This window comes from Pseudorhizobium endolithicum, assembly GCF_902153245.2.
Lineage (GTDB): Bacteria > Pseudomonadota > Alphaproteobacteria > Rhizobiales > Rhizobiaceae > Neorhizobium > Neorhizobium endolithicum.
Map to the genome: position 1 here is coordinate 399,022 of NZ_CABFWF030000018.1, position 10,826 is coordinate 409,847.

Genomic DNA, 10,826 nt, shown 5'->3' on the forward strand with positions numbered 1-10,826 from the left:
ATCATCATGACCGTCAACCTGAACCAGATCGCCGAGATGGACCGCAACTCGGTCCTGCACCCCTTCACGCAACTCAAGGACTTCGCCTCCGGCAAGATGGGTGACCCGACGATCGTGGAGACCGGCAAGGGCATCCGCATCCAGGATGCCCATGGAAAAGAGCTGATCGATGGTTTTGCAGGGCTCTACTGCGTCAATGTCGGTTATGGCCGCACCGAAGTGGCCGAAGCCATCTCGCGCCAGGCGTATCGGCTGGCCTATTACCATTCCTATGCCGCCCACACGACGGACGAGCTGGCGATCCTCTCTGACCGCCTCGTGAAGATGGCACCGGGCAAGATGAGCAAGGTGTTCTACGGAATGTCCGGCTCGGACGCCAACGAGACGCAGGCGAAGCTCGTCTGGTACTACAGCAACCTTCGGGGCAAGCCGAACAAGAAGAAGATCATCTCGCGCGAACGCGGCTATCATGGTTGTAGCGTCGTTTCCGGCTCGATGACCGGAATGAGCTTCTATCACGACCACATGGACCTGCCGCGCGCCGGCATACTCCACACCGGAGCACCGCATCACTATTGGGGCGCGGAAGCAGGCGAAACGGAGCAGGAGTTCTCCAAGCGTCGTGCGGACGAGCTCGAGGCCCTGATCCTGCGTGAGGATCCGGACACGATCGGCGCCTTCATAGCCGAGCCTGTCCTCGGCACCGGCGGCATCACGCCGCCGCCGCAGGGCTATTGGGAGGAAGTGCAGAAGGTCCTCGAGAAATACGACATCCTGCTGATCGCCGACGAGGTGATCACCGGCTTCGGACGCACTGGCTCGATGTTCGGATCGCAGCACTATGGTATCGAGCCGGACCTGATCACCGTCGCGAAGGGGCTGACCTCCGCTTACTTCCCGCTGTCCGGCGCAATCGTCGGTGAGAAGGTTTACAAGGTGCTCGAAGAAGGGGCTGATCGGGTTGGCGCCTTCTCCCATGGCTATACCTATTCCGGCCATCCGATTGGTGCGGCTGCGGCGAACGCCGTCCTCGACATCGTCGAGAAGGAGGACCTGCCGGGCAATGCGCGGGCGGTCGGCACCTATTTCCAGGAGCAGTTGAAGGCGAAGTTCGCCCAGCTTCCCATTGTCGGCGAAGTCCGCGGCGTCGGCCTGATGGGCGCGATCGAATTCGTCGCGGACCGCGAGAAGAAGACGCGGTTCAAGCCGAACCTGACGGTCGGAGCACGCGTTTCCAAGGCCGCCCGAGAGCGAGGCCTCATCGCACGCGCCATGCCCCATGGCGACATCCTTGGCTTCGCACCGCCGCTGGTGACGACGAAGGCCGAGGTCGACGAGATCGTTTCGATCGCCGAAGCCGCGGTTCGTGCCGTCATGGACGATCTGGTGCGAGCCGGCGAGGCGGTTTGACTGTCTGAGCCGGCGGCATTTCACCTCGGCTGCTGTTTGCCCCAGCATCCAAGCACCAGCACATCGCCTATTCGGAGGGCAAAGGCGCTGCGCGACTGCATAGTGCTTCATCTTTTGCACTGAAGCATGCATAATGTCATGAAATCAGGTTCTCAAATAACGAGTCAATTTCATGCGTCGCCAAGCCAATCCGCTCGCCATCGGTCCTGTTCTCGCGACAAGACCGGTGGCGTGGCGGCCGGACCTCACCAAGCAGAAGGGTGTGACGAAGCACGCCGCGCTGACCGAGAAAATCATTGCCGATATCGATGCCGGCGTGCTCAAGCCCATGGATCGCATGCCGACGCACCGTGATCTCGCGCGAGAACTCGGCCTGTCCGTGCAGACGGTCAGCCTTTCATACAAGGAGGCGGAGCGGCTCGGCTTCCTCAGCGGCGAGATTGGCCGCGGCACCTTCGTCAAGGCGCGCGTGACTGACCGTGCCGGGCGCATGATGCTCGATCACAGCCCTAACGAGGTACTCGACCTTTCCATCATTCGCGGCGTCTATCTTGATGAGCATGAGGCCGCTTCTCGGGAGGTTTTCCGCGAGTTGGCCGAAGGCAACATTGCGAGCTTCATGCGCCCCTGCCGCCCTATTGCGGGCCTCGATCGCCACCGTGAGACGGCGCGCCTCTGGCTGGGAAGGCTCGGCGTCACGGCCGGCGCCGGTCGGATCCTCGTCACCAACGGCGCTGCCCACGGCATCTTCCTGGCGCTGAGCTGTATCGTCCGCTCGGGCGACGTCGTCCTTTGCGAGAACCTTACCGACCACGGCATCATCGGCCTTTCCAACATCCTGGGCTTCAGTCTCAAAGGCCTGCCCACGGATGTTGAAGGCATCCTCCCCGATGCGCTGGAGGCCGCCTGTGCTTCCGGCGGCGTCCGTGCGCTTGTGCTGATCCCGACGCTCAACAATCCCACCGGCCACGTGGCGGGCGCAGAACGCCGGAAAGAAATCGCGGCCGTTGCGGCCCGATACGGAATCTTTGTCATCGAGGACGAAGTGTGCCGCCCGATGATCGACGAGGACCTGCCATCGATTGCCGAGATGCTGCCGGATCTGGGCTTCTTCGTCACCAGCTTCACCAAGGTGGTCCTCACCGGCCTGCGTGTCGGCTATCTCGTCGTTCCTCCGTCCTATTCGATACGCGCCGCATCCATCCTGCGCGTATCAAGCTGGAGCGGCACCTACCTGACAGGCGAAATCGCGACGCGCTGGATCGAGAACGGGACGGCACAACGGCTGCTGGAGATCCAGCGCGAAGAAGCCGGCGCGCGCCAAGCCATCGCGACCGCCATCCTTGGAGACCATATCGCCTCCAGCCACCCGCTCTCGCTCTGCGCGTGGCTGAAGGTCCCGCCTCAATGGACGGAGGACGGGCTGGTGCGATCGCTCGCCAACCAGAATGTCGCCGTTTCACCCTCGGAACCGTTCATTGCGGGTCCCGGCCATGGCGGCGGTATCCGCATCTGCCTCGGCGGGCGCATGAGCCGCGAGACCCTTGCCAAGGGGCTCACGACCTTGCGCCAGGCCTTCGAGCAGTTGCCGCCGGTCTACGACATCGGCTCGATCGGCTAGGCCCTCCGGCGGAATATTGAACCATGACAATATAATAATTGACATGATTTTTCTTCGCTACCAACATGACAATCATGAAGAGCGAAGACCGGTTCAGATTGGGCGAAGATAAGGTTCTGCCGGTTGCGCTGGCTGACGTCGAGCGGGCTGCGGCCCGGATCCACGGTCGGGTCACCCGCGCGCCGCTAGTTGCCTCCCCCACCCTTTCCGAACGCACCGGACAGCCCGTTCACCTCAAGCTCGAGACACGCCAGCCGATCGGTGCGTTCAAGCTGCGCGGTGCCATGAATGCCATCCTGTCCCTCGACGACACGGCAAGGCAACGCGGCCTCGTGACCGCCTCGACCGGCAACCACGGTCGCGCCGTCGCCTACGCCGCACGCGAACTCGGCGTTCCGGCCGTCATCTGCATGTCCTCGCTCGTTCCGGACAACAAGGTGGAAGCGATACGCGCGCTCGGCGCCCAGATTTGCATCGTCGGCGCTTCGCAGGACGATGCGCAGGAAGAGGTCGAGCGTCTGGTCCGGACGTCGGGGCTTACACCGATCCCGCCCTTCGATGATGTCGATGTGGTCGCGGGTCAGGGGACGATCGGCCTGGAAATCGTCGAGGACCTGCCGGATCTCGCGACCGTGCTCGTCCCCCTTTCCGGCGGCGGCCTGGCGGGCGGCATTGCCGCCGCGGTGAAGGCGCTGAAGCCGCAGGCGCACGTCATCGGCATTTCGATGGAGCGCGGTGCTGCGATGCATGCGGCCATCAAGGCCGGCAAGCCCGTCGCGATCCGCGAGGAGGAGACGCTGGCGGACTCCCTCGGAGGCGGCATCGGACTTGCAAACCGCGTGACCTTCGCGATCTGCCGCGACCTTCTCGATGACATCGTCCTGTTGACCGAGGACGAGATCGCGGCCGGCATCCGGCATGCCGCCCGTCAGGAAGGCGAAGTCGTGGAAGGTGCGGGGGCGGTCGGCATCGCCGCCATCCTGGCGGGAAAGGTGCAACTGTCCGGCCCCACAGCCGTCATCGTCTCGGGCGGCAACATCGACGCCGAGACACACCGCCACATCATCGGGAGGAGCACCGGATGAGCCGTGTCCGCATCCTGACGGAAGGTGACCTGCGCGCCATCGTGAAGCTCGACGCTTCTGCCGTCGACTGCGTCGAGGAGGCGTTTGCGGCGCTTGCCGACAAAGCTGTCGCGATGCCGCCGATCCTGCGCCTCGACATTCCGGAGTTTCGTGGAGAGGTGGACGTAAAGACCGCCTATGTTCCGGGCTTCGACAGCTTCGCCATCAAGGTCAGCCCCGGTTTCTTCGACAATCCCAAGCTCGGCCTGCCGAGCCTCAACGGGTTGATGATCCTGCTGAGCGCGAGAACCGGACTGGTCGAGGCTATGCTTCTCGACAATGGTTATCTCACCGACATACGCACGGCCGCCGCGGGTGCCGTCGCGGCACGACACCTGTCCCGCGATGGCGCCTCCGTCGCTACCATCTTCGGCGCAGGCATGCAGGCGCGGCTGCAGTTGCAGGCGCTGATGCTGGTCCGTCCCATAAGGTCTGCCCGCATCTGGGCACGCGATCACGCCAGGGCGGAAAGGCTTGCGGAGGAATTTTCCCACGAGCACCGGATCGAGGTTGCTGCCGTGGCCGATCCGCGCCAGGCCGCAAGCGGCGCGGACATCATCGTCACCACGACCCCGGCGGAAAAGCCGATCCTGGCGGCGGAATGGCTGGAGCCCGGTCAGCACCTCACTGCAATGGGATCCGACGCCGAGCACAAGAACGAGATCGATCCGGCCGTTTTCGCCCGGGCGACCTATGTGGCGGACCGTCTTAGCCAGACGCGCATTCTGGGCGAACTGCACCACGCCATCGAGGCGGGGGCAGCAACGGCGGAACAGCCGTTCGCGGAGCTTGGAGCCGTGGTGGCCGGCAAGGCGAAGGCAAGAGTGTCCGCAGACGACATCACGTTTGCCGATCTTACCGGAACCGGCGTGCAGGATACCGCGATCGCCAATCTCGCGCTCGCCCGAGCGAAAGAGGCCGGGCGCGGCCAGACCATCGAGAACAACGTCAAGAAAATGGGAGACGCAGCGTGAGCGTGACGCTGAACTTTACGCGCGAGGAATATGCCGAGCGACTGTCGAAAACCCGTCGCGCGATGGAAAAGGCGGGGATCGATCTTCTGATCGTCACCGATCCGTCCAACATGCACTGGCTCACCGGCTACGATGGCTGGTCCTTCTATGTGCATCAATGCGTGCTGGTGCCGCCTACAGGCGAACCGATCTGGTACGGCCGCAAGCAGGATGCGAACGGCGCCAAGCGCACCGCCTATCTCGCGCACGACAACATCATCGGCTATCCGGATCACTACGTGCAGTCGACCGAGCGCCACCCGATGGACCTGCTGTCGCAGATCATCGACGAACGCAGATGGTCCAGCCTCACGGTCGGCGTCGAGATGGACAATTACTACTTCTCGGCGGCAGCCTTCGCCTCCCTCCAGAAGCATCTGCCCAATGCCCGTTTCAAGGACGCGGCCGGCCTCGTCAACTGGCAGCGCGCGGTCAAGAGCCCGACAGAGCTCGACTACATGCGCAAGGCCGGCAAGATCGTCGAGCTGATGCACAAGCGTATCGTCGAAGTCACCGAGCCGGGCATGCGCAAATGCGATCTCGTGGCGGAGATCTATGATGCCGGCATTCGCGGCACAGCCGAATTCGGCGGGGATTATCCTGCGATCGTCCCGCTTCTGCCGTCGGGAGCGGATGCTTCCGCGCCGCACCTGACCTGGGACGACAAGCCGATGCGCACGGGCGAAGGCACGTTCTTCGAGATCGCCGGCGCCTACAAGCGCTACCACTGCCCGCTCTCGCGCACCGTCTTTCTCGGCAAGCCGACGCAGGCCTTCCTCGATGCGGAGAAGGCAACCCTCGAAGGAATGGAGGCCGGCCTTGCCGCCGCCAGGCCGGGCAATAGCTGCGAGGACATCGCCAACGCCTTCTTCGCCGTCCTGAAGAAATACGGGATCATCAAGGACAACCGCACCGGCTATCCGATCGGGCTTTCCTACCCGCCGGACTGGGGCGAGCGGACCATGAGCCTGCGCCCGGGCGACCGGACGGAGTTGAAGCCCGGCATGACCTTCCATTTCATGACCGGCCTCTGGCTCGAGGACATGGGCCTCGAAATTACCGAAAGCATCGCCATCACCGAGACGGGCGTCGAATGCCTGTCAAACGTGCCGCGCCAGTTGTTCGTGAAGGGCTGACCCATGCTGACCGGCGCGCCCCGCCCCTCGCCCATCGCCGCCTCCGTCGACTTCGACGGAAAGGGCGTGCAGCACGGCCATCTGCGCCTGCCGTACAGCCGCGACGACAGTGCCTGGGGTTCCGTGATGATCCCGATCTGCGTCATCGCCAATGGCGAAGGTCCGACCGCCCTTCTGACCGGCGCCAATCACGGCGACGAATACGAGGGCCCGGCAGCCCTCTTCGAACTGGCGCTGACGCTCGATCCGTCGCAGGTGAGCGGGCGGGTCATCATCGTCCCGGCGCTCAACTATCCCGCCTTCCGTGCCGGAACCCGCACATCGCCGATCGATCGCGGAAACCTGAACCGTAGTTTTCCTGGCCGGCCGGACGGATCGGTCACGGAAAAGATCGCCGACTACGTCACCCGTCACCTGATCCCTCTGGCGGATATCGTGCTCGACTTTCATTCCGGTGGGAAAACGCTCGATTTCCTTCCCTATGCGGCGGCTCACGAACTGGCCGACAAGGTGCAGGAAGCGCGCTGCTTCGCCGCCGTGACCGCCTTTGCCGCTCCCTATTCGATGAAGATGCTGGAGATCGATGCCGTCGGCATGCTGGACACGACGGTCGAGGAGATGGGAAAGGTCTTCGTCACCACCGAACTCGGCGGCGCAGGTACGGCCAGCGCCCGCTCCATCGAGATCGCCCGTCGGGGCACGCGCAATCTCCTGCGCCACGCAGGGATCCTGCAGGGCGCTCCGGATGCCCGGCCGACCCGCTGGCTCGACATGCCGTCAAAGGATTGCTTCACTTTCGCGCAGGATGACGGGCTCGTCGCTTTTGCGCGTGATCTCGGCGATCCGGTCAGCGCGGGTGAAACCATTGCCCGGGTTCATCCCGTCGGCAGGACCGGCATCGCACCAGTCGACTACCGCGCCGCCATGGATGGCGTGCTTGCGGCCCGCCACGTCCCCGGCCTCATCAAGGCCGGCGACTGCCTCTCCGTCATCGCAACGGTCGCGGAGAAGAGCTAGCCAGAAGAAGGACGTGAGATCCGAAAACGGACCACGTAGAACCGCCAACCAGAGGAGAATACACATGCAGATTTCGAAACTGACGGGGCTTTCCGCCCTCGCCTTCGCCCTGAGCATCACCTCCGTGCGCGCACTCACCGTCGAAGAGGTCAAGGAGCAGGGCTATATCCGCGCCGCCACGGCCAACGAAGTGCCCTACTCGTACATGCAGCCCGACGGCACCTCCGCCGGCATCGGCCCCGACGTCGCCAATGCCGTGCTGAAATCCATGGGCATCGAAGAGGTCAACTGGACGGTGACGCCGTTCGGAACGCTCATTCCGGGCCTCAAGGCGAAGCGTTTTGACTTCGTTGCGGCCGAGCAGAACATCTCTCCGGAGCGGTGCAAGCAGGTTGCCTTCACGGAGCCGAACTCGTCCTACGGTGAAGGGCTTCTGGTCAAGAAGGGCAACCCCAAAGGACTGACGACCTATGCCGACATAGCCAAGGACCCGTCGCTGACGGTGGCCGTGGTCTCCGGCGCCAACAATGTCGACTTCCTGCGCGCCGTGGGCGTGAAGGATGAGCAGATCGTCTTCATCCAGGCAAATGCGGACGCCATCCCGACCGTCCAAAGCCGAGTCGACGCCTATGCGGCCACCGAGCTTACCGTTTCGGAACTGGCCAAGGGGCAGGAAGAGGTGGAGCAGGTTTCCCCGTTCGAGGATCCGATCGTCGACGGCGCGCCCGTTCGCAACTATGGCGGCTTTGCCTTCCGCCCGGAAGACAAGGAACTGCGCGACGCCTTCAACGCAGCGCTGGTCGAGTTCCGCAAGACGGACGAGTACAAGACGATCCTCGGCAAGTACGGCCTTTCGGAGCAGAGCATCGCCGCGGCTGCCGAAAAGAACGTCGCGGATCTCTGCGCCGGCAAGTGACGGCAAGAGGCGCTCGGTCCTGGACCGGGTGCCTCCCGCAACACTCGGGAGAACCACGGATGGACTGGACCACCTATCTGCCGATGCTCTGGCAAGGTGCCGGCGTCACCATGACGATCACACTCGCATCGATTGCCATCGGCGCGGTGCTTGCGTTCATGTTCGGCATCCTGCGCGTCGAAGGCGGCCCGATCCTGTCGACGGTCGCGCTCTGCTATACCGAAGTGTTCCGCGGCACCTCCCTCTTCGTCCAGCTATTCTGGTTCTACTACGCGCTGCCGCTGGTCGGCCTGAGCTTCGAGCCGATCACCACGGGCATTCTGGTGCTGGCCGCCCATGCCGGCGGCTATGGTGCTGAGATCGTGCGCGGCGCGCTCTCGTCGGTCTCCACCCAGCAGTTGGAGGCGGCGCGGGCGCTGAACTTCAACCGGTTCCAGACACTGTTCCGGATCTCGTTGCCCCAGGCAATTGTTGAGATGATGCCCGCCTTCGGCAATCTGGCCATCGAAACGCTGAAGCTCTCCTCGCTCGTTTCCCTGATCTCGATCGCCGATCTCACCTTCACGGCGCAGTCGATCCGCAACCTGACCCTGGACAGCGCAACAATCTATTCCGTCACGCTCCTCTGCTATTTCGCGATGTCCCTCGTGCTGATGGTGGCCATTCGCATCATCGAACATCTCGTCCGGCGCGGCGATGTCTTCCCCCGCTCGGCGCATTCCTGAGGATTGTCATCATGATGTACGGCTACGAATGGGATACGACCACCTGGCTCACCTACACGATCTCGATCCTTCCGATCATCCTGATCGGCCTGACGGTGACGCTGAAGGCGGCGGCAGCGGGCTTTTCCATCGCGCTGGTCCTTGGCCTCGTGTTCGCGCTGCTACGCCGCAGCCGGGTGAAGGTTATCTCCTGGACGACCGCCTTTATCGTCGAGTTCCTTCGCGACACGCCGCTCCTGGTGCAACTCTTCTTTCTCTATTACGTGCTGCCGAACTTCGGGATCGTTCTGCCCGCCTTCCTGACCGGCGCGCTGGCACTTGGGCTGCAGTACGCCGCCTATACCTCCGAGGTCTATCGCGGCGGTATCGAGGCGGTGGGCCGGGGCCAGTGGGAAGCGGCCACCGCGCTGAACCTCACCCGGATGCAGACCTACCGGGACGTCATCATTCCGCAGGCCATCCCGCGTATCGTGCCGGCCATGGGCAATTACCTCGTCGCGATGATCAAGGAAACGCCGGTACTTTCCGTCATCACCGTCCTCGAGATGATGGGACTTGCCAATATGATCGGCGAACGCACCTTCGAATATCTCGTGCCGCTGACGCTTGTCGGCCTGATCTTCCTACTCCTGACGCTGATCTGCTCGGCCGGCCTCCACCACCTGCAGAAAGCTCTTCCCAAAGCAGGAATTCCGTTGCGATGAACGAAAAGAATGAAACACCCATCATCGAATTTTCCGATGTCACCAAGCGCTTCGGCGTTTTGACAGTGCTCGACAACTTCAACTTCTCTGTCGCGAAGGGCGAGAAAGTCACGTTGATCGGGCCCTCCGGCTCGGGGAAGTCGACAGTTTTGCGCATCCTCATGACACTGGAGCCGTTCCAGGAGGGAAGGCTGACGCTCGATGGTATTTCCTACCATGAACCGGGCGGCCGGGGCCGATTCCAAGCCTCTGAAAGACATCTCCGCCAGATCCGCAACCACGTCGGAATGGTCTTCCAGAGCTTCAACCTCTTTCCGCACATGACTGTCCTTCGCAACGTCATCGAGGCCCCGGTCCGGGTACTTGGGATGCAGCGGGAGGAAGCCGAAGTGCGCGGGATCGATCTGCTCCAGATGGTAGGACTGGCCGACAAGAAGGACCACTATCCGGCACAGCTATCGGGCGGACAGCAGCAACGGGTGGCCATTGCCCGGGCGCTCGCCATGCGCCCGCGAGTCCTGCTGTTCGATGAGCCGACCTCCGCGCTCGATCCCCAGCTGGTGGGCGAAGTGCTATCCGTCATTCGCGGCCTCGCCCACGAACACGATCTGACCATGCTGCTCGTTACCCACGAGATGCGGTTTGCGCGCGAAATGTCCGATCGTGTCTGCTTTTTCGACAAGGGCCGCATCTGCGAGCAGGGGGCGCCCGACGAGATCTTCGGCCAGCCGAAGAACGAGCGGACACGCGAGTTCCTGTCATCGGTCCTCGGCTAGGCTCATGCCGCGCGTCGGTCCCGTCCGCTACGTGCGCCGGCCGGATAGTCTCGAATGCTTTTCCCGATTGTCGATCCGCCTGCTGCTGAAGCGTCGCAGAGACGGAACCTCGTGCCGCTCCTTGTGACTGCATTGGAGGCGCAAGGCTGCCCCAGCGTACGGCTTGATGAAGTACGAACCGTCGACCGCGATATTCCACAATCGCAGTTGAAAGGATACGAACCTTTGCCGACCCCGCTCGGTCCAAAAGTGTTACCCATGTCTTCGGAATAAACCGTAACCCAAGTGTCCAGAATGGACCCGGTGCCCGACCTGAGAGATAGGTGACATTTCGTACCGGAGACATGGGTAACACTTTTCGCTTTGGCGGGAGGTGTCGATGCC

Annotated in this window: 10 protein-coding genes; all 10 read left to right on the forward strand. The window is 63.0% G+C overall.

The genetic code is table 11. The annotated features are described in order from the left end of the window. The first annotated feature begins 6 nt into the window (after window positions 1–6). Window positions 7–1,410, forward strand: coding sequence for an aspartate aminotransferase family protein (locus RTCK_RS20515; RefSeq protein WP_142594230.1), 1,404 nt, complete (start codon window positions 7–9; stop codon window positions 1,408–1,410). A gap of 172 nt (window positions 1,411–1,582) precedes the next feature. Further along, a complete protein-coding gene (gene ehuR / locus RTCK_RS20520) occupies window positions 1,583–3,031 on the forward strand; it encodes a MocR-like ectoine utilization transcription factor EhuR (protein ID WP_142594231.1) in 1,449 nt (482 codons plus the stop codon). Between the two features lie 65 nt (window positions 3,032–3,096). Next, a complete protein-coding gene (eutB, locus tag RTCK_RS20525; RefSeq protein WP_142594232.1) occupies window positions 3,097–4,116 on the forward strand; it encodes a hydroxyectoine utilization dehydratase EutB in 1,020 nt (339 codons plus the stop codon). Continuing rightward, window positions 4,113–5,129: an ectoine utilization protein EutC gene (eutC, locus tag RTCK_RS20530; protein ID WP_142594233.1), complete on the forward strand. Its 1,017-nt coding sequence runs from the start codon at window positions 4,113–4,115 to the stop codon at window positions 5,127–5,129. The genes eutB and eutC overlap by 4 nt, the downstream gene beginning before the upstream one ends. Further along, the gene (gene doeA / locus RTCK_RS20535; RefSeq protein ID WP_142594234.1) at window positions 5,126–6,304 is read left to right on the forward strand and encodes an ectoine hydrolase DoeA; all 1,179 of its coding nucleotides are present in this window, start codon (window positions 5,126–5,128) and stop codon (window positions 6,302–6,304) included. Before eutC ends, doeA begins: the two co-directional genes overlap by 4 nt. Before the next feature lie 3 nt (window positions 6,305–6,307). Then, the gene (gene doeB, locus RTCK_RS20540) at window positions 6,308–7,321 is read left to right on the forward strand and encodes a N(2)-acetyl-L-2,4-diaminobutanoate deacetylase DoeB (protein WP_142594235.1); all 1,014 of its coding nucleotides are present in this window, start codon (window positions 6,308–6,310) and stop codon (window positions 7,319–7,321) included. 64 nt (window positions 7,322–7,385) lie between these two features. Next, entirely contained in the window at window positions 7,386–8,237 is an 852-nt protein-coding gene (gene ehuB, locus RTCK_RS20545) for an ectoine/hydroxyectoine ABC transporter substrate-binding protein EhuB (protein ID WP_142521849.1), read from the forward strand. A gap of 59 nt (window positions 8,238–8,296) precedes the next feature. Then, window positions 8,297–8,962, forward strand: a complete 666-nt coding sequence (gene ehuC / locus RTCK_RS20550) for an ectoine/hydroxyectoine ABC transporter permease subunit EhuC (protein ID WP_142594236.1) — start codon at window positions 8,297–8,299, stop codon at window positions 8,960–8,962. A gap of 11 nt (window positions 8,963–8,973) precedes the next feature. Then, the gene (gene ehuD, locus RTCK_RS20555; RefSeq protein ID WP_142594237.1) at window positions 8,974–9,666 is read left to right on the forward strand and encodes an ectoine/hydroxyectoine ABC transporter permease subunit EhuD; all 693 of its coding nucleotides are present in this window, start codon (window positions 8,974–8,976) and stop codon (window positions 9,664–9,666) included. After that, the gene (ehuA, locus tag RTCK_RS20560) at window positions 9,663–10,442 is read left to right on the forward strand and encodes an ectoine/hydroxyectoine ABC transporter ATP-binding protein EhuA (protein WP_142594238.1); all 780 of its coding nucleotides are present in this window, start codon (window positions 9,663–9,665) and stop codon (window positions 10,440–10,442) included. Before ehuD ends, ehuA begins: the two co-directional genes overlap by 4 nt. The last annotated feature ends 384 nt before the right edge of the window (window positions 10,443–10,826 follow it).

What these genes read in the sequence shown, in the direction of transcription:
- ehuR (WP_142594231.1), top strand. Translation starts at nt 1,583, where the DNA reads ATGCGTCGCCAAGCCAATCCGCTCGCCATCGGTCCTGTTCTCGCGACA.
- ehuA (WP_142594238.1), top strand. Translation starts at nt 9,663, where the DNA reads ATGAACGAAAAGAATGAAACACCCATCATCGAATTTTCCGATGTCACC.
- doeB (WP_142594235.1), top strand. Translation starts at nt 6,308, where the DNA reads ATGCTGACCGGCGCGCCCCGCCCCTCGCCCATCGCCGCCTCCGTCGAC.
- eutB (WP_142594232.1), top strand. Translation starts at nt 3,097, where the DNA reads ATGACAATCATGAAGAGCGAAGACCGGTTCAGATTGGGCGAAGATAAG.
- ehuB (WP_142521849.1), top strand. Translation starts at nt 7,386, where the DNA reads ATGCAGATTTCGAAACTGACGGGGCTTTCCGCCCTCGCCTTCGCCCTG.
- ehuD (WP_142594237.1), top strand. Translation starts at nt 8,974, where the DNA reads ATGATGTACGGCTACGAATGGGATACGACCACCTGGCTCACCTACACG.
- ehuC (WP_142594236.1), top strand. Translation starts at nt 8,297, where the DNA reads ATGGACTGGACCACCTATCTGCCGATGCTCTGGCAAGGTGCCGGCGTC.
- RTCK_RS20515 (WP_142594230.1), top strand. Translation starts at nt 7, where the DNA reads ATGACCGTCAACCTGAACCAGATCGCCGAGATGGACCGCAACTCGGTC.
- eutC (WP_142594233.1), top strand. Translation starts at nt 4,113, where the DNA reads ATGAGCCGTGTCCGCATCCTGACGGAAGGTGACCTGCGCGCCATCGTG.